Annotated in this window: 16 protein-coding genes; 10 read left to right on the forward strand and 6 right to left on the reverse strand. The window is 59.3% G+C overall.

Translation table 11 applies throughout. The annotated features are described in order from the left end of the window. Positions 1-71: 71 nt before the first annotated feature. Positions 72-485 carry an alternative ribosome rescue aminoacyl-tRNA hydrolase ArfB gene (gene arfB, locus ACIOWA_RS09520; RefSeq protein WP_339465190.1) on the forward strand — a complete coding sequence of 138 codons (414 nt, stop codon included), beginning with the start codon at positions 72-74 and terminating at the stop codon, positions 483-485. Here arfB and ACIOWA_RS09525 read toward each other — a convergent pair. The 6 genes from ACIOWA_RS09525 to phhA all read right to left on the reverse strand — a co-directional run bounded on the left by ACIOWA_RS09525 (position 482) and on the right by phhA (position 4,888). Further along, entirely contained in the window at positions 482-1,681 is a 1,200-nt protein-coding gene (locus ACIOWA_RS09525; RefSeq protein WP_401159438.1) for an MFS transporter, read from the reverse strand. The genes arfB and ACIOWA_RS09525 overlap by 4 nt on opposite strands. Positions 1,682-1,784: 103 nt before the next feature. Further along, the gene (locus tag ACIOWA_RS09530) at positions 1,785-1,967 is read right to left on the reverse strand and encodes a hypothetical protein (RefSeq protein ID WP_042558181.1); all 183 of its coding nucleotides are present in this window, start codon (positions 1,965-1,967) and stop codon (positions 1,785-1,787) included. Between the two features lie 70 nt (positions 1,968-2,037). After that, on the reverse strand, positions 2,038-2,169 hold the full coding sequence (locus ACIOWA_RS09535) for a hypothetical protein (protein ID WP_260455831.1): 132 nt from the start codon (positions 2,167-2,169) through the stop codon (positions 2,038-2,040). A 270-nt stretch (positions 2,170-2,439) separates the two neighbouring features. Then, a complete protein-coding gene (locus ACIOWA_RS09540; protein ID WP_401159440.1) occupies positions 2,440-3,633 on the reverse strand; it encodes an amino acid aminotransferase in 1,194 nt (397 codons plus the stop codon). Further along, a complete protein-coding gene (locus ACIOWA_RS09545; RefSeq protein ID WP_401159442.1) occupies positions 3,633-3,989 on the reverse strand; it encodes a 4a-hydroxytetrahydrobiopterin dehydratase in 357 nt (118 codons plus the stop codon). The genes ACIOWA_RS09540 and ACIOWA_RS09545 overlap by 1 nt, the downstream gene beginning before the upstream one ends. 107 nt (positions 3,990-4,096) lie before the next feature. After that, positions 4,097-4,888, reverse strand: a complete 792-nt coding sequence (gene phhA / locus ACIOWA_RS09550; protein WP_339432637.1) for a phenylalanine 4-monooxygenase — start codon at positions 4,886-4,888, stop codon at positions 4,097-4,099. A gap of 325 nt (positions 4,889-5,213) precedes the next feature. Between phhA and ACIOWA_RS09555 the strand changes: the two genes are divergently transcribed. The 9 genes from ACIOWA_RS09555 (at position 5,214) to ACIOWA_RS09595 (ending at position 19,177) form a co-directional block, all read left to right on the forward strand. After that, complete coding sequence (locus ACIOWA_RS09555) at positions 5,214-6,773, forward strand: sigma-54-dependent transcriptional regulator (protein WP_221732010.1); 1,560 nt, start codon at positions 5,214-5,216, stop codon at positions 6,771-6,773. 310 nt (positions 6,774-7,083) lie between these two features. Next, the gene (locus ACIOWA_RS09560) at positions 7,084-7,824 is read left to right on the forward strand and encodes a flagellar basal body rod protein FlgF (protein ID WP_401159444.1); all 741 of its coding nucleotides are present in this window, start codon (positions 7,084-7,086) and stop codon (positions 7,822-7,824) included. Positions 7,825-7,869: 45 nt separating this feature from the next. Further along, the gene (gene flgG / locus ACIOWA_RS09565) at positions 7,870-8,655 is read left to right on the forward strand and encodes a flagellar basal-body rod protein FlgG (protein WP_187677348.1); all 786 of its coding nucleotides are present in this window, start codon (positions 7,870-7,872) and stop codon (positions 8,653-8,655) included. Positions 8,656-8,707: 52 nt separating this feature from the next. Continuing rightward, positions 8,708-9,403, forward strand: a complete 696-nt coding sequence (flgH, locus tag ACIOWA_RS09570; protein ID WP_339432636.1) for a flagellar basal body L-ring protein FlgH — start codon at positions 8,708-8,710, stop codon at positions 9,401-9,403. 27 nt (positions 9,404-9,430) lie between these two features. Beyond that, on the forward strand, positions 9,431-10,519 hold the full coding sequence (locus tag ACIOWA_RS09575; RefSeq protein WP_221732045.1) for a flagellar basal body P-ring protein FlgI: 1,089 nt from the start codon (positions 9,431-9,433) through the stop codon (positions 10,517-10,519). An 11-nt stretch (positions 10,520-10,530) separates the two neighbouring features. Next, positions 10,531-11,826 carry a flagellar assembly peptidoglycan hydrolase FlgJ gene (flgJ, locus tag ACIOWA_RS09580; RefSeq protein ID WP_401159446.1) on the forward strand — a complete coding sequence of 432 codons (1,296 nt, stop codon included), beginning with the start codon at positions 10,531-10,533 and terminating at the stop codon, positions 11,824-11,826. A gap of 22 nt (positions 11,827-11,848) precedes the next feature. Beyond that, the gene (flgK, locus tag ACIOWA_RS09585) at positions 11,849-13,909 is read left to right on the forward strand and encodes a flagellar hook-associated protein FlgK (RefSeq protein WP_401159448.1); all 2,061 of its coding nucleotides are present in this window, start codon (positions 11,849-11,851) and stop codon (positions 13,907-13,909) included. A 13-nt stretch (positions 13,910-13,922) separates the two neighbouring features. After that, on the forward strand, positions 13,923-15,488 hold the full coding sequence (locus ACIOWA_RS09590; RefSeq protein WP_401159450.1) for a flagellar hook-associated protein 3: 1,566 nt from the start codon (positions 13,923-13,925) through the stop codon (positions 15,486-15,488). Positions 15,489-15,598: 110 nt separating this feature from the next. Further along, a complete protein-coding gene (locus tag ACIOWA_RS09595; RefSeq protein WP_401159453.1) occupies positions 15,599-19,177 on the forward strand; it encodes a glycosyltransferase in 3,579 nt (1,192 codons plus the stop codon). Positions 19,178-19,179 lie beyond the last annotated feature (2 nt).

The following is a 19,179-nucleotide window of genomic DNA, read 5'->3' on the forward strand; positions in this document are numbered from 1 at the left end:
AACGCCTAAAACCCTAATAATCAAGGGCTTTATGGATATTGAGAGGTTTTCGGAATCACTATGAGAACGCAATGCTGAGGGTTTCCAACAACGTGCATCTGCCGGATGCCGAGATCGAATTGACGGCCATCCGTGCCCAAGGCGCCGGCGGGCAGAATGTCAACAAAGTCTCCAGCGCCATGCACCTGCGCTTCGACATTCCGGCCTCGTCCTTGCCTGATTTCTACAAGGAGCGACTGCTCGCGTTGCGCGACAGTCGCATCACCAGCGATGGCGTGTTGATCATCAAGGCCCAGCAATATCGCACGCAGGAAGCCAACCGCGCCGATGCGCTGGAGCGTCTGGTCGAACTGATCCTGAGCGCCACCAAAGTCGAAAAGAAACGCCGCCCGACCAAGCCGACCCTTGGCTCGAAGAAGCGTCGGCTTGAATCGAAAACCAAGCGCGGCAGTATCAAGGCCGGGCGCGGCAAGGTGGATTTCTAGTCTTCCCGATACTTGGCGGTGTGACGGTACAGATAGACGCTCAACGCCAATCCACTCAGAGAAGCGAGGGCGGCGAACAGGAAGATCGAGGCAAAACCGAAGCCTGCCGCAATCGCGCCGGCCAATGGCCCGGTGATCCCCAGCGACAAATCGATGAACAGCGAGTAAGCGCCGACGGCCGCACCGCGACTGGACGCGGGCACCAGGTTCACCGCTTCCACACCCAGCGCCGGGAATACCAGCGAGAAACCAAAACCGCTCAACGCTGCGCCGGCCAATGCCCAATGGGCATCCGGTGCCAGCCACAACAGCAATAGGCCAAGGGTTTCCACCGACAGGCAGGCAATCGCCACGCGAAAGCCTCCAAGACGATTGATCAGGTTGCCGAACAGCAGCCGCGCACCGATGAAACTGGCGCCGAACAGACTCAGGCAGAGCACCGCGTTGTCCCATTGCTGAGTGGCGTAATAGAGGGTGATGAAGGTGGCGATGGTGCCGAAGCCGATTGAACCCAGCGCCAGGCCGCAGCCGTGAGGGAGGACGCGGCTCAGCACATGCATGAATGGTAGACGTTCACCGACGACAATCGGCGCGGCGGTTTTTGGCCAGGCCAGTAACAGGCCCAACGCGGCCAGCAGAATGATGCTCACCCCCATGCTCCACAAGCCCAGACGGCTGACCAGCCACACGCCGAACGGTGCGCCAATTGCCAGCGCGCCATAGCTGGCGATGCCGTTCCACGAGATCACTTTGGCGGTGTTCGCCGCGCCAACCCGACCAATGCCCCAGCCGATCGAGCCGGAGCCGACCAGACTTTCCGCGCTGCCCAGCACCAGTCGGCCGATCAACAGGCTGATCAGGCTGAGCATCGGCATGTTCGGTGTCCATGCTGAAATCAGCATGAACACACCGCTCAAACCACAGCCCGCCAAGCCATACATCACTGCCAGCTTGCTGCCCTTGTTGTCGATGATCTTGCCTGCATACGGACGGCTGAGCAGGGTGGCCAGATACTGCACGCTGATCACCAGGCCAGCGATTACCGCGCCGAAACCGAGGTCGCTGTGGACGTAGCCCGGCAGTACAGCGAGCGGAATGCCGATGTTCAGATAGCCGATAAAGGTGAAGAGGACGATGGAAACGACTTGCAGCGTGACCGCCAGGGGGCGCTGGGGCTCTGACATAGAGAACGACATGGGTAAAGGTCCACGGGAGCAGCAGATTAGATAGGCTGCTCATGATACCGGCGCGAACGTTTCAGGGGCGGGGAAAAGTAAAACTATTTGCCGGTCGACGGTTTCAGGGTTTGGCGGGGGCGACCAGTTGCGTGGTGACCAGTGCGGCAAGTGCGTTCTCTTCGCTGCCGAAACGGGCGAGCAGGGCGGCTTGCTTCTCGGGGGAGAGCCGACTCCAGATCTCGATCATTTTCTCGGTGGCACCGATCAGAACGGCGGCTTGGCTTTCGGAGAATTCGTCGGTCATGGCGGGCTCGGGGTTTCAGGCAGTGTGGAAAGCGCATGTTAGCGCTTTCCACACGGTCTGTACGGCGGGGTTACTCTTCGCTGTCGGCCGGACGGCTCTCAACGGCTTCTTTCGGTTCGGGCTGCCCCGCGCCGGCTTGTTGCGTGGTCGTCTGCTCAGGTACGTGCAGGCTTGGGAAGGGGAGATTAGGAATCTCGTGCATGGTTGCGCTCCTCGCTAAGTCTGTTGATAGATCTGGTAGATCCGCGCTTTTTGAAAGCCTGAGCAGGATACAGCAGGAAAAATGACAATCAGACTTTTAATTCGAATTATTGCGACAAATGGCCGCAGGGTGAGCAAAAACAAAGATCACCGCAAAGTAAATGTGGGAGCGGGCTTGCTCGCGAAGGCGGTGTATCAGGCAACTTAATTGTCGACTGACACTGCGCCTTCGCGAGCAAGCCCGCTCCCACAGCGGTTTGTGTGGCTGGATCTATTTGCTGACGTCAGCGATCGCTTGTGCCAGCAAGGCGAGGCGTGTGGCGTCGATACCGGCCACGTTCGCCCGGCCTGAGCTGACCATGTAAACGCTGTGTTGCTCGCGCAGTTGTTTCACTTGCTCGGGTGACAGGCCGGTGTAAGAGAACATTCCGCGCTGCACGCCAATGTGCGCAAAACGCTCACGCAGACCATGGGGCTCCAGCGCCTCGACCAAACCGCTGCGTAATTGCGCGATACGCAAACGCATGGCCTCCACTTCGTCGGCCCAGCGGCTTTTCAGCTCTGGATCGGCAAGGATGGTCGCTACAACGGCTGCGCCGTGATCCGGTGGGGTCGACCACAGGTTGCGGGCGATGTTGGCCAGTTGGCTGCGAATGTCGATGAGCTTGTCGGCGGTGTTCGCGCAGACGATCAGCGCGCCGGTGCGGTCGCGATACAGGCCGAAGTTCTTCGAGCAGGAACTGGTGATCAGCAACTCCGGCAGTTGCGCGGCGAACAAGCGGGTCGACCACGCGTCTTGCTCCAGACCATCGCCAAAGCCCTGGTAGGCAAAGTCGATCAGCGGCAGCAAATCGCGACGGCGCACGACGTCCAGCACGCGCTGCCAGTCGTCGTGGTTCAGGTCGAAACCGGTCGGGTTGTGGCAGCACGCATGCAACAGCACCACATCGCCCTTCGGTGCTTCATTGAGCACTGCGAGCATGGCTTCGACGTCGAGACGGTTATCGCTGCCCACATACGGGTAGTGACTGATCTTGACGCCGGCCGCCGCGAAAATGGTATCGTGGATCGGCCAGGTCGGGTTGCTCAGCCATACGCCTTTGCCCGGCAAGCACTGCGCGATGAAGTCGGCGGCCAGACGCAGGGCACCGGTGCCGCCCGGGGTCTGAGTAGCGCCGGCGCGTTGTTCGGCGATCAACTTCGAGTCAGCACCCAGTACCAGCTCATTGATGACTTTGCCAAACAACGGATTGCCGTGGCCGCCGATGTAGGTTTTGGTGTCCTGGCTTTCGACCAGCCGTGCCTCGGCGATCTTCACTGCCTCGGGGATTGGCGTGAGGCCTTGGGCATCCTTGTAGACGCCAACACCCAGGTCGAATTTGCGCGGGTTGCTGTCCTGCGCATACGCCTCCATCAAACCGAGGATCGGGTCGCCGGGTACCCGGCCAATGGCGTCGAAGTGCATTACTTGCGTCCTTCTGCGGTCTTGGCCACTTCGTCGGTGCGTGCGGCCATGATGAAGTCGTTGCGGTGCAGGCCTTTGATCGAGTGGCTCCACCAGGTCACGGTGACTTTGCCCCACTCGGTCAACAGGCCCGGGTGGTGACCTTCGGCCTCGGAGATTTCGCCGACGGCGTTGGTGAAGGCCAGTGCATGTTTGAAGTTCTTGAACAGGAAGACTTTCTCCAGCTGCATGATGCTGTCGCATACTTCGATGTTCCAGTCAGGGATCTGCTTGATCAGGATCGGCAGTTCTTCGTCGCTGACTTGTGGCGCATCGGCGCGGCAGGCTTCGCAGTGGGCTTGGTTCAAAGTGGACATGGTTGGATTCCTGAATCGAGTGTTTTTTTTATAACGGTCGTCAATTGCGCCACGCTAAACCAAAGTGGCGCTAACGGACAGACTCACTTGTAAGCAAAAGCCACGGTTCACGCCGCTTTTGGTTTCGGCGGAAATTTTGGTGCATGCAGACCCAACTGCATGCCTTGTCTGACCATGGCCATGATGTCTTCATGGGCCACGTCGAACAGGCGCTTGAGGTTTGGCAGGACAAAGTACAGTGGTTGCAGAATGTCGATGCGGTACGGCGTGCGCATGGCTTCCAGCGGATCGAATGTCTGATGCTCAGGTTCGTCCGACAGGCAGTAAACGGTTTCTTTCGGTGAGGACAGGATGCCGCCGCCGTAGATGCGCTTGCCTTGCGGGGTGTCGACCAGGCCGAACTCGATGGTCATCCAGTACAGGCGCGCCAGGTACACGCGCTCTTCCTTGGTCGCTTGCAGGCCGAGTTTGCCGTAGGTGTGGGTGAATTCAGCGAACCACGGGTTGGTCAGCAGCGGGCAGTGACCAAAAATCTCGTGGAAAATGTCCGGCTCTTGCAGGTAGTCGAGTTCTTCGCGGGTACGAATAAACGTGGCCACCGGAAATTGCTTGCTGGCGAGCAGTTCAAAGAACGTCTGGAAGGGAATCAGTGCCGGGACGCGAGCGACCTGCCAGCCAGTGGTTTCACCGAGCACCTTGTTGATTTCGCTCAGTTGCGGAATGCGGTCGTGGGGCAGGCCGAGTTGTTCGATACCGTCCAGATATTCCTGGCACGCACGGCCTTCGATCACTTTCAGTTGGCGAGTGATCAGCGTGTTCCACACCGCGTGTTCTTCGGCGGGGTAGTCGATAAAACCTTGCGCATCGGGCTCGCGGGCCACGTATTGCGTCTGCTTCATGCTGCTCTCCTGCTAGGGGAATTCGTTCTTGTTATGTCCAGCGATGGACTCAGAATGACTCGAGAGCGTGTTGATTTGCAGCGGGTTGAATGGCGTCCTTGTAGGAAAGATCGTCGATTTTCGTAAAGTATTCGTTACGGATTGTAGTCTGCTTCGCGTTTGCTGCGATTTTCAGGTTTGAAAAGGCTATTGGGTGTCACATAATCTTGACGACTATCTGCGCGCCTCGACAGAAAAGTGAGACCAGGGTGCGCCGCAAAACCCTGTGGGAGCCGCTTGCTTGCACAGGGGTTGTGTTCAACCTCATCCTTGTCAGGCCTTTTCTATGCGCATCAAAGTCCACTGCCAGAACCGCATCGGTATCTTGCGCGACATCCTCAACCTGCTGGTGGCTTACGGAATCAACGTCGCGCGCGGCGAGGTCGGTGGTGAGCACGGCAACGCGATCTATCTGCATTGTCCCAACCTGATCAATATCCAGTTCCAGGCGCTGCGGCCGAAGTTCGAGGCGATTGCCGGGGTGTTCGGGGTCAAGCGAGTAGGGCTGATGCCCAGCGAGCGACGGCACATGGAGTTGAATGCCTTGCTCGGCGCCTTGGAATTCCCGGTGCTGTCGATCGACATGGGCGGCTCGATTGTCGCGGCGAACCGGGCGGCGGCACAGTTGCTGGGCGTACGGGTTGATGAGGTGCCGGGGATTCCGCTCTCGCGCTATGCCGAGGATTTCGATTTGCCGGAACTGGTGCGCGCCAACAAATCGCGAATCAACGGCATGCGGGTCAAGGTCAAGGGTGACGTCTTTCTGGCCGACATCGCACCGCTGCAATCAGAGCACGACGACAGCGAAGCCATGGCTGGTGCGGTATTGACGTTGCATCGCGCCGACCGCGTCGGCGAGCGCATCTATAACGTGCGCAAACAAGAGTTGCGCGGGTTCGACAGCATCTTCCAAAGCTCGAAAGTCATGGCCGCGGTGGTGCGCGAGGCGCGACGCATGGCGCCATTGGACGCACCTTTATTGATAGAGGGTGAGACCGGCACGGGCAAGGAGTTGCTGGCGCGCGCCTGCCACCTCGCCAGTCCGCGTGGGCAGTCGCCGTTGATGGCGCTCAATTGCGCGGGGCTGCCGGAGTCGATGGCTGAGACCGAGCTGTTTGGCTATGGCCCGGGTGCTTTCGAAGGTGCGCGCGCCGAAGGCAAACTCGGGCTGCTGGAGCTGACGGCGGGCGGCACCTTGTTTCTCGATGGCGTCGGTGAGATGAGCCCGCGTTTGCAGGTGAAGTTGCTGCGTTTTCTGCAGGATGGCTGTTTCCGTCGGGTCGGCAGCGACGAAGAGGTTTATCTGGATGTGCGGGTGATCTGCGCCACGCAGGTCGACTTGTCGGAGCTGTGCGCGCGCGGTGAGTTTCGCCAGGATTTGTATCACCGCTTGAACGTGCTTTCGCTGCACATTCCACCGTTGCGTGAATGCCTCGATGGCTTGACGCCGCTGGTGGAGCACTTCCTCGATCAGGCCAGTCGGCAGATCGGGTGTTCGCTACCCAAACTGGCACCGGCGGCGATGGACCGGCTCAGCCATTACCATTGGCCGGGCAATGTGCGGCAGTTGGAAAACGTGCTGTTCCAGGCTGTTTCGCTGTGTGATGGCGGCACGGTCAAGGCTGAGCATATTCGTCTGCCGGATTACGGCGTGCGTCAGCCGCTTGGCGATTTTTCGCTGGAGGGTGGTTTGGACGAGATTGTCGGGCGCTTTGAGAAAGCAGTGCTGGAGCGGTTGTATTCCGAGCATCCGAGCAGTCGGCAATTAGGCAAGCGGTTGGGGGTTTCGCATACGACCATTGCCAATAAGTTGCGGGAGTATGAAGTCGGTAAAACCGATTCATAGCCCAAACATGTGTGGGTAATGATGGCCTCTTCGCGAGCAAGCCTGCTTGCACATTTGCAATGCAATCGCTGTGGGCGCGAGTTTGCTCGCGAAGGCGTTGGTACCGACAACCTCAGCGCCAGGCTTTGCCACCTACCGGCATAACACCGCCGGTTTTTCGACTTCGATACATTTCTCCCGTTCGCGCAAAACCCCTCAAGTCCTTTGTTTGCCGGGCCTGAAGCCGCCAGAAAAAAGTTGGTCTGCAAATTGCTTATGGCTCAGCAGTACAGCGGTGGGCGGCAAACGTCCGGCATGCAGAGGAAAGAGTGTGGACAAGTACCTTTATGTGGCAATGACCGGCGCCAGCCAGAACGCACTGGCGCAAAAGGCGCATGCCAACAACCTGGCGAACATCTCCACCAATGGTTTTCAGCGCGACCTGGAGCAGGCGCGTTCGATGCCGGTGTTCGGTGACAGCTTTCCGGCGCGTGCGTATGCCATGAGCGAACGTCCCGCCACTGATTTCACCCCGGGCTCGCTGGTGCAGACTGGTCGTGACCTCGACGTCGCCGTGACCGGCAATGGCTGGATCGCCGTGCAGAACCCGAACGGTGGCGAAAGCTACGTGCGCACCGGCAGCCTCAATGTCGATGCCCTCGGCGTACTGCGCGCCGGCAACGGGATGCCGGTGATGGGCAATGGCGGTCCGATCGCCGTGCCGCCCGAGCAGCAGATCGAAGTCGGTGAAGACGGCACCATCAGTATTCGTGCGATGGGCGAAGGCCCGCGCGTCATGGCAGAGGTGGACCGGATCAAATTGGTCAATCCGGACATCAAGAACATGAACAAGGGCCTCGATGGCTCGATTTACACCAAGGACGGCAAGCCTGCGCCGGCCGATGCCAATGTCAAACTGGTGTCGGGTTTCCTGGAGTCGAGCAACGTCAATGCTGTGGAAGAGATGACATCGGTGCTGGCCCTGGCCAAGCAGTTCGAGTTGCACGTCAAGATGATGAACACCGCCAAAGACGACGACCAGGCCATGGCTCGGGTCTTGCAGATCAGCTAATTATCAGAACGTCGCGCCGTAAAACAGGCGCACGAGGAGAATCGAATGCTTCCGGCTCTATGGGTTGCCAAAACAGGTCTGTCCGCCCAGGACACCAACCTGACGACCATTTCCAACAACCTGGCGAACGTCTCGACCACGGGTTTCAAACGTGATCGCGCCGAGTTCCAGGACCTGCTGTATCAGATCAAGCGTCAGCCAGGCGCCCAGTCGACTCAGGACAGCGAGCTGCCGTCGGGTCTGCAAGTGGGTACGGGTGTGCGTATCGTCGGTACGCAGAAAAACTTCACCGCCGGTAGCCTGCAAACCACCGAGCAGCCGCTGGATCTGGCCGTTGATGGTCGCGGTTTTTTCCAGATTCTGCAGCCGGACGGCACCACGTCCTACACCCGTGACGGTACTTTCCACCTCGATTCCAATGGCCAGGTCGTCAATGCCAGCGGTTTCGCCCTGGAACCCGCCATCGTCATCCCGAACGATGCGCAGACCTTCACTGTGGGTCGTGATGGCACCGTCTCGATCACCGTTGCCGGTAACCCGGCATCCCAGGTGATCGGCAACCTGCAAACCGCCGACTTCATCAACCCGGCCGGTCTGCAAGCGGTGGGTAACAACCTGTTCCTGGAAACCGCTGCGTCGGGTGCGCCGCAAGTCGGTACGCCGGGCCTGAACGGTTTCGGCACCACACTGCAGAACACCCTGGAAACCTCCAACGTCAGCACCGTTGAAGAGATGGTCAACATGATCACCACTCAACGCGCTTACGAGATGAACTCCAAGGTGATCTCCACCGCCGACCAGATGCTCTCGTTCGTAACGCAGAATCTGTAATCAAGTCTATGAGGCGGCCATGAGGTCGCCTGCAACACCGTGAGGTAGGGTCATGAATCGCTTCGTATCTGTTCTGGCATTGAGTGGAGTCGTCTCGCTCGCGGGCTGCGTCGCTCCGACGCCCAAGCCCAATGACCCTTACTACGCTCCGGTGTTGCCGCGCACGCCGTTGCCAGCGGCTGCCAACAACGGCTCGATCTATCAGGCCGGCTTCGAGCAGAACCTGTACAGCGACCGCAAGGCGTTCCGGGTCGGTGACATCATCACCATCACCCTGAACGAGAGAACCCAGGCGAGCAAAAACGCCAACTCGCAAGTGGCCAAGAACAGCAAGACCGGCATCGGCCTGACTTCGTTGTTTGGCGGCAGCGGTACCCTCAACAACCCGTTGGGCAGTACTGATCTGAGCCTGGATGTCGGCTACAGCGGCGACCGCGCGACCAAGGGCGACAGCAAGTCCGGCCAGAGCAACAGCCTGACCGGTTCGATTACCGTGACCGTGGCCGACGTGCTGCCCAATGGCATCATCGCTGTGCGCGGCGAGAAGTGGATGACCCTCAATACCGGCGATGAGCTGGTGCGGATCGCCGGTCTGGTACGTGCCGATGACATCGCCACTGACAACACCGTGTCGTCGACCCGTGTCGCCGATGCGCGCATCACCTACTCGGGCACCGGCTCGTTTGCCGATGCGAGTCAGCCAGGCTGGTTCGACCGTTTCTTCCTCAGCCCGCTGTTCCCTTTCTAGGTGGCTACGTTGAATTTCAGAAGCCTTATGGTGGCCGCGTTTTTGTTGTCGGCGGCCTTCAATGCACAAGCCGAACGGTTGAAGGACATCGCCAGTATTTCGGGCGTGCGTTCCAACCAGTTGATCGGCTATGGCCTGGTGGTCGGGCTGAATGGCACCGGTGACCAGACGACGCAAACGCCGTTCACCCTGCAGACCTTCAACAACATGCTCTCGCAGTTCGGCATCAAGGTGCCGGCAGGGTCGGGCAACGTGCAGTTGAAAAACGTCGCGGCGGTGTCGGTGAGTGCCGATCTGCCTGCGTTTGCCAAACCGGGTCAACAAGTCGACATCACCGTTTCGTCCATCGGTAACTCCAAGAGCCTGCGCGGCGGCACGTTGCTGCTGACGCCGCTCAAGGGTATCGACGGTAACGTCTACGCCATCGCTCAGGGCAACCTGGTGGTGGGCGGTTTTGATGCCGAAGGTCGCGACGGTTCGAAGATCACTGTCAACGTTCCGTCGGCCGGTCGTATTCCTGGCGGTGCGTCGGTGGAGCGTTCGGTGCCGAGTGGTTTCAATCAGGGCAACAGCCTGACGCTGAACCTCAATCGTTCTGACTTCACCACTGCCAAGCGCATCGTCGACAAGATCAACGACATGCTCGGCCCTGGTGTGGCGCAGGCCGTTGATGGTGGATCGGTTCGCGTCACCGCACCGCTCGACCCGAGCCAGCGTGTCGACTATCTGTCGATTCTGGAAAACCTTGAAGTCGACCCCGGTCAGGCGGTGGCCAAAGTCATCATCAACTCGCGTACCGGCACCATCGTCATCGGTCAGAACGTGAAAGTCTCGCCAGCCGCCGTGACACACGGCAGCCTGACCGTGACCATCACCGAAGACCCGATCGTCAGCCAGCCGGGCCCGTTGTCCAACGGCCAGACTGCCGTTGTGCCGCGCTCGCGGGTCAATGCCCAGCAAGAAGCCAAGCCAATGTTCAAGTTCGGCCCGGGCACCACCCTCGACGAGATCGTCCGGGCGGTGAACCAGGTCGGCGCGGCGCCGGGTGACTTGATGGCGATCCTTGAAGCACTGAAGCAGGCCGGCGCGTTGCAAGCCGACCTGATCGTGATCTGAGGACGACGACCATGGACATGCGCAAGAGCGGGCTGGTCAGTAGCAGCGATTCGGGTTCTTACTCTGACCTCAATCGCCTGAACCAGCTCAAGGTTGGCGACAAGGACAGCGATGCGAACATGCGCAAAGTGGCGCAGGAGTTCGAGTCGCTGTTTCTCGGCGAGATGCTCAAGTCGATGCGTTCGGCCACCGAGGCGCTGGGGCAGGACAATCCGCTCAACACGCCGGCGGCCAAGCAGTATCAGGAAATGTACGACCAGCAACTGGCCGTGTCGCTGTCCCGCGAGGGCGGTGGTATCGGTCTGGCCGACGTGCTGATGCGCCAGATGTCGAAGAACAAGCCCCTGGCGTCCGGCGAGGCGGCGGCCGCGTCCGCCGCCAAGCAGGAAGAAGCCAAAGCCAAGGCTGCTGCCGTGGCAACGCCGGTTGCCGCTGGCACGGTCGCCACCCATGGCCCGTTGTCGCGACTCAATGGCGAACGTCCATTGTGGGCCTCGCGTTCAGTCAATGCGCCGAACACGCAACTGGACCATCGCAACGACATGGCATTGATCAATCAGCGGCGTTTGGCTTTGCCACCGAAACTGGCTGATCGCCTGCTCGCGGGTCTGGTGCCGTCGGCCACTGCGACGAACGCCGCGACACAATTGCCACAGCGCGCTACGACGGCCGCCACCACTGGCGCAGGTCCGTTGTACAACGGCGACTGGCTGGCACGCGCCGAGGCCGATAAGGCTTCCGGCGGGCAGATGCAGGTTTACGGCCGTGCGGTGGCACAGATTCCGCTGGCCCCGGCGAAGAAAGCCTTCAGCTCCGCCGACGAATTCGTCAACACCATGCTGCCCATGGCCAAGGAAGCGGCTGACCGTATCGGTGTCGATCCACGTTATCTGGTGGCGCAAGCGGCACTGGAAACCGGTTGGGGCAAATCGGTCATGCGCGCACAGGATGGCAGTAGCAGCCACAACCTGTTCGGCATCAAGGCCAGCAGTAACTGGAAGGGTGATTCGGCCCGGGCAATCACCAGCGAGTTCCGTAATGGCGCGATGGTCAAGGAGACGGCCGAGTTCCGTTCCTACGCCTCGTACAAGGACAGCTTCCATGATCTGGTGACTTTGCTGCAGAGCAATAATCGCTATCAAGATGTGCTGAAGTCGGCCGATAACCCAGAACAGTTTGTACGCGAGTTGCAAAAGGCCGGTTACGCCACCGACCCGAACTACGCAAACAAGATTTCGCAGATTGCCAAGCAGATGAACGTTAACCAGAACTACGCTGCGGCGGGCGTTTCGACAACGCCTCTATAAAACATAAAGTAAGGTTTGAACCATGAGTTTGCTCAACATCGGGATGTCGGGTTTATCCGCTAGCCAATCTTCTTTGATGGTGACGGGCAACAACATTGCCAACGTCGATACGGCCGGCTACTCGCGCCAGCAAACCGTGCAGAACTCAAAAAGCTCGATTCAGAACGGCAACGTCTGGATCGGCACCGGTACCACCCTGGCCGACGTGCGCCGGGTGTACAACAGCTACATCGACGCCCAGTTGCAGACCACCACTTCGCTCAACAGCGATGCGGCGGCTTACCTGGGTCAGGTCACTCCGCTCGACAAGTTGCTGTCCGACAGCGGCACCGGCCTCAATGGCGCGCTGACCAAGTTCTTCGCCTCGGTGCAGAACGTCAACGCCAAACCGGGTGACGATGCGTCGCGCCAACTGCTGCTCAGTGATGCGCAAGCCTTGAGCGCACGTTTCAACTCGGTTTCCAGCCAGTTGAACGCGCAGAACCAGGACATCAACGGCAACCTGGCGAGCATGGCTGATCAGGTCAACAAACTGGCGAACACCGTCGCTCAGTTGAACCAGAAGATCTCCGAAATTTCCGGCGCCGGTGGCCAGCCCAACGAGCTGCTCGACGCGCGTAACGAGACCATTCGCCAACTGTCGACCTTTACCGGTGCGCAGGTCGTCGAACGTGGCAGCAACATGGACATCTACCTAGGCAACGGTCAGCCGCTGGTGATGGGCAGCACGGCAAGCAAGCTGGAAGTCACGCCAAGCAAAACCGACCCATCGCGTATGGGCCTGCAGCTCAATAACGGCTCCAGCACCATCGACATCACGTCGGGCATTACCGGTGGCGAGATCGGCGGCCTGCTGCGTTATCGCAGCACCGTGCTGGATCCGGCGATGAACGAACTGGGCCGTGTCGCCCTGGTCGTCGCCGATCAGATGAACACGATTCAGGCGCAAGGCATCGACAAGAACGGTGACTTCGGCGGCAACCTGTTCACCAGCATCAATACCGCTGCCAACATGGCTTCGCGCAGCACCGCCACCATCGGCAACAGCGCCGGTTCTGGCAACTTCGATGTCAGCATCGAGGACACCGGCAAGCTGACCATCAACGATTACAACGTGACCTTCACCAGCGCCACGGACTACACCGTGCAGCGTCTGCCCGAAGGCACCGCCATGGGCGCGTTCAGCACCACCACCAACCCGGCTCCGGTGATCGACGGTTTCTCCCTGAACCTCACCAACGGCACGGCAGCGGCGGGCGACACGTTCAAGATCACCCCGACCCGCAACGCCGCAGCCAACATCAAGACCGAGATGACCGACTCCAAGCGTCTGGCCATCGCGGCTCCCTTGGGCGCCGCCATTGCTCCAGGCGGTAGCGGTACGCTGACCATCCCGGCCAGCGGTCAACCGACCCTGACCACCAGTTTTGATATTTACGACGCGACCACCACCACCGCGATGCAGAACGGCATGAAGTACTCGACGCCGGTCAAAGTGGTGTTTGGTAATCCTTCGGCGGACGGTACCAGTCAGGGTTACCAGCTCCTGGATGCCCAGGGTGGGGTGCTGAGCAGCGGCACCATCAAGCCGGGTCAGAACAACACGCTGAGCCTGACCGTTCCGCTCAAGGATTCCACTGGTGCGGCTATACCGCCGGCGCCCGCTACTCAGTACACCATCGGTTTTGACATGACCATTGCCGGTTCGCCCAGCTCCGGTTCGGCGATCAACGTATCGCTCAGCCAGCCGGGTACTCTGGACAACCGCAACGGCACCACGTTGGCAGGCTTGCAAACCAGGCAGACCGTCGATACCGGTTCGGCGAGCAAAGGTATCTCCCTCACCGACGCCTACGGCAAGCTGGTCGAGGGCGTGGGTGCGAAAGCGGCACAGGGCAAACTCGACAGCGCGGCCACCGACGCCATTCTGGCCAACGCCAAGGGGGCGCGTGATTCGCTGTCCGGCGTCGACCTCGACGAAGAGACCGGCAACCTGGTCAAGTTTCAGCAGTACTACACCGCGTCCTCGCAGATCATCAAGGCTGCGCAGGAAATCTTCAGCACACTGATCAACAGTCTTTAAGGGGTCGTAAACCATGCGCATTTCTACCAGCCAGTTTTACGAGTCCTCGGCAGCCAATTATCAGAAAAACTTCGCCAATGTGGTCAAGAGCAGCGAAGAGGCCAGCAGCCTGATTCGTGTCAACACCGCGGCAGATGATCCGGTCGGCGCCTCGCGTTTGCTGCAATTGGGTCAGCAGGCTTCGATGCTGGATCAGTACGAGGCCAACGCCACCACGATCAAAGGCACCCTGGGCACCGCCGAAGCGGTGATGACCAGCATCAACAACGTGCTGCAGCGCGCCAAGGAGCTGGCTGTCAGTGCCGGTAACGCCGGCTACACCGACGCCGACCGTCAAGCCACCGCTTCGGAACTGGGCCAGATCGAAGAGCAACTGCTCAGCCTGATGAACAGCAAGGATGAGAACGGTAAGTACATTTTCGCCGGCTCCAAGGGTGACACCGTGCCGTTCACGCGCAATGACGACGGCACCTACGCCTATAACGGCGATCAGGTTACCCTCGATCTGGCAGTGGGAGACACCATGAAAATGGCCACCAATACCACCGGTTGGGAAGCGTTCCAGCAAGCGGTAAACACCAGCCGCAGCCAAGTCACCATGACGGCGCCGGCGGTCAACGACAATCGCGTGGTTTTGTCCAACGGTCAGGTGTCGTCGAACGTCAGCTACAACAGCAAGTTCCGTAGCGGCGAGCCATACAGTGTGTCGTTCGTCAGCGGTACCCAGCTGAAAATCACGGACTCCGGCGGTAATGACGTGACGGCCGAAGCCAGCCAGGGCGGCGCGTTCGATCCGAAAAGCACGGCCGGTCAGGCGGTCAGCTTCCGCGGCGTGGATCTGACACTGAACATCAACCTGCAAGTGGGCGATGTACCGGGCACCGTGTTGCCTGGTCACACGTTCACGCTGTCGGCCAAGCCTGACACCTTCACCGGCACTCGCAGCCCGGGTAATGCTTCGGCGGCGCAGATCACCGGCAGCAGCATCACTAACTCGGCAGATTACAAGGCCAGTTTTCCGAGCGGTTCGGCGGTGATGAAGTTCACCAGTGCCACCGCTTTCGATCTGTACGCCGCGCCGCTGACGGCTGACAGCAAACCGGTGTCCAGCGGCACTGTGGTCGCCGGTGTCGCAACCGCCTCGGGTGTGAGCTTCAACGTCAGCGGTACACCGTCCGCCAATGACCAGTTCAGCGTGGCCGTCAACACCCACGAAACCCAGAACATACTGGACAGCGTAAGCCAGCTCAAGGGGGTGCTCAATACACCTGCCAGTGGCGATGCGATCGCGATTCAGAAGCTGCAGGCAGGTCTTGCTTCCGGTCTCGGCAACCTGGCCAGCGGCACCGATCAATTGTCCAGCGCGATAAGCTCCGTCGGTGGTCGTGGTTCGGCTTTGGAAATTCAGAACGATACCAACCAGTCGCTGGTGTTGGCCAATGCGCAGACGCAATCGTCGATCCGCGATTCCGATCCGGCGGAAGTGATGACGCGCCTGACCCTGCAGCAAACGATGTTGCAAGCTTCGCAGTTGGCATTCAGCAAAATCGCGCAATTGGGTCTATTCAACAAAATCTGATCCAGACCAGGGGGCGCATGCCTGTGTGCGGCTCCTGATCCTCTACCTTTTACGGTTCACAACGTCATGCTTTCTTGAGCAGTGACGTTTGCCGGTTGAGAGTCACGCGTGTGAAATCTACCCCTCTTGTCAGCATCGCCATCCCTGCCTTCAACCCGCGCTTCTTCCGCGTGGCACTGCAAAGTGCTCTCGATCAGACCTACGAAAACCTTGAAATCGTCATCTGTGACGATTGTCATACGGACGAAATCGCCCTGATCGTCGAGTCTTTGATCGCCGAGTCGAATGTGCTTGTGCGTTACCGGCGCAATCCGGTGCGCCTGGGGTTTCAACAGAACATCCTGCACTGCCTCGGCGAATGCCGGGGCGAGTTGATCAAGTTTCTGTGTGATGACGACCAGTTGTTTGCCGAGACTGTTAGCCAGCAGGCGGAAGTTCTGGTCGATCATGCGGACGTGCTGTTGGTGGTCAACAGATTTCACTTCATTGATGCCGACGATTTCGTCTTGCCGGTTCGCATGGAGAACGTTGGGTTTACCCGGTTCAATGCGATCTTCAAGGGTGAAGACCTGTTGGCCAGCTTTGAACAGACACCGCGCAATATTCTGGGGGGGTTCAGCGGTGCGCTGATGCGTCGCTCAGACATCGAGACATTGCTGCCGGCGTTGGCACAAGAGGGTGCCGGCTTCGTGGCGTTGCTCGATTTCGCGTTGTTCATTTGCCTGTTACGCCGCGGTAATCTGGTCGCGCTGAACAATGTCGGCAGCTTCGAGCGGTTTTATCCCGAGCGCTTTTCCCGCCAGCCCGATACGATTTCCGCCGCCATCGTGGAATGGGCCTGGCTGGCGCAGATGCTCGAGCAGCGCAGTGGTGAACAGGCTCCCGCCAGTGGCTGGATACGCTACGTGTCGCTGGAAGAAGACACCACGAAGGTTCCGCGGGAATGGGAAGAGCTGAATCTCTATTACATTATGGCGTCGCGACAAGCTGTCATCCTGTTTCAGGTGGGGACCGACACTGAAAGTTACGCGGACCTTTATGCGCAATGGCTCAATTGCCGGCGGTTCTTCCCGTCGAGAAAGAAAGTGTTGTCGCAACAGTTTGCGCGTTTGGCCTACCGCCCAAAGATTGTTCCCGTCATCCTCGACTTCAACGTTGATACTCACGCGCTCGACATCACGCTGAGCAGTATTGCGGGTCAATTGTATGAGGTTGAGTCGGTCGTGTTGTTGTCCAACGGGCAACAAGTTACTGATCATCACGTCGTGCAAATGGCTTTGTACGCGGACTGGCCACGGCAGCTCAATGAGCTGCTGCCACGTATGGAGGGGGTGGACTGGTTTTATCTGTTGCGTTCCGGCGACTGCTTGACGGAGTCCGCGCTACTGGTGCTTGCCGACCGGATTGTCGGTTTGCCCGGCACGAGCGTCGTTTACAGCGACGAAGGTGCGTTAGTCGACGGGAAGTCTGCGGATCCGATCTTCAAGCCTGACTTCAACTTCGATTTGATGCGCGGATACCCTTACGTCGGCCGGACCCTGGCCTTCGAACGTCAGCGCTTTGTCGAGATGGGCGGTTTTGATTCTGCGCAGGGTGAACTGGCGCCTCATGATCTTATCTGGCGGCTGGTTGAAGCGGGCGGGCCGCAGGCCATTGCGCACATCGCCGAGGTGCAAGTCGAGTCGACGTTTACCTTCGCTCAATGGTTGTCCCTGCCTGAAGTAGTCGAGCAAAATCCTAAGCTGATCTCGGCCCATTTGCAGCGTATCGGTGTCGAGCACCGACTTCATCCTGGTCCGATGATGCAGCTGGTTCCGCGCATCGAGTATTTGAGCGCGCAGCAACCTCTGGTGTCGATCATTGTCAGTTTTCAGGATGAACTGAGCGCGCTGGAACGTTGCATCAACAGCCTGATCAGCCAGACGGCCTATCCCCGTTACGAGATCATTATTGTCGACAACGCCAGTGAAGGCGACGATGTCCGCCGTTGGCTCAAAGGCATGGCCGAGCTGGGGAGCGACAAATTAAGGATTTTCTCGTACCCGCAGGATGGCAGTGAAGCGGTGATTAGGAATTTCGCTGCCGGGCAGGCGCGTGGCGACTACCTGTTGTTCCTCAGTCCACACTCAGTTGTGCATGACCCGCTCTGGCTGGATGAAATGCTCAATCACGGGCAGCGTCCTGAAGTGGGAATCGTCGGCCCGCGTACGCTCAGCCTGCAAGGCAACGTGATCGACGCCGGGTTGGTGCTGGGGTTCGGCGGTCTGGCTGGTCGGGCGTATGTCAACGAGCCGTTGATGTCTGGCGGCTACATGCAGCGTCAGCAGATGGTGCAGAACTGGAGCGCTGTCAGCGGTCACTGCCTGATGGTGCGAAGGCAAGTGCTGGAGAGTGTCGGTGGTTTCGAGCAAGCTATCATCACACCGGGTATCAACTCTCTTGAGCTGTGCCTGCGCGTGGGCAGCAACGGCTATCTGATCGTGACCACGCCTTATTCAAGTGTCGTATTGGTGCCGGCGACCGAGGCTCCCCGAGAAGCGTCATGGAAGGCGCGACTGCAGCAGGAGCAGGAGGCGTTCTATCAACGCTGGCTGCCTAAGATTGCTAACGATCCTGCCTACAATCGCAACCTGAATCTGAATGGGGCCAGCTTTGCTCTCGATCCAGGTCCGCGTACAGGTTGGAATCCTTTGATTGTGCGCAGTCAGCCGTCAATCCTCGGGTTGGCTCTCAACAGCTCTGCCATCGGTCACTACCGTATCAGTCAGCCATTGTTCGAATTGCAGGGGGCGGGGCGAGTCGTCGGGCGCGTGTCGTATGACATGCCGTCAATCATTGAAGTCGAACGGCTGTCGCCCGATGTGGTTGTGTTCCAGGGCCGCTACAACGAGAACAAGATCGAAGACATCGTTCAGGTGAAAACCTATTCGAATGCGCTGCGCATCTTCGAGTTGGATGACTACATTGCCGATATCCCCAGCAAAAACGATCACAGCCGCAACTTGCCCGGCAACCTTCCCGCACTGTTGCGCCGTGGCGTAGGGATGTGCGACCGGGTGGTGGTCTCGACCCACGCGCTGGCCAATGTCATGTCGGACATGCATCACGATATTCGTGTCGTGCCGAACATGCTGGCGCCGCACCTGTTCGGCAACCTGGTCAGTCAGCGCGGCACCTCCGGAAAGCCGCGCATCGGCTGGGGTGGGGGCACCAGTCACCGGGGTGACCTAGAGCTGATCGCCGACGTCGTGCGCGAACTCGCGGATGAAGTGGAGTGGGTGTTCTTCGGTATGTGCCCTGATTCACTCAAGCCGTATGTGCATGAATACCATTCGGGTGTGGTTCTCTCCTCATATCCACAGAAGCTCGCGAGTCTCAACCTTGACATAGCGCTCGCACCGCTGGAGTTTCATGTTTTCAACGACTGCAAAAGCAACTTGCGTTTGCTTGAGTACGGCGCCTGCGGTTATCCCGTGATCTGTTCCGACACCGAGGCCTATCGCGGCTATCTGCCGTGTACTCGCATTCGCACCAACAGCACGGACGAATGGCTGCAGGCGATCCGCATGCACCTGGCGGATCCCGCCGCCAGTTATCGGATGGGCGATGAATTGCGTGAAACGGTGTTGCGCGACTTCATGTTGCGCGGCGATAACCTGCAGTACTGGGCCGATGGCTGGCTGCCTTGATA

It is taken from the genome of Pseudomonas sp. NPDC087614 (assembly GCF_044743485.1).
GTDB lineage: Bacteria > Pseudomonadota > Gammaproteobacteria > Pseudomonadales > Pseudomonadaceae > Aquipseudomonas > Aquipseudomonas baetica_A.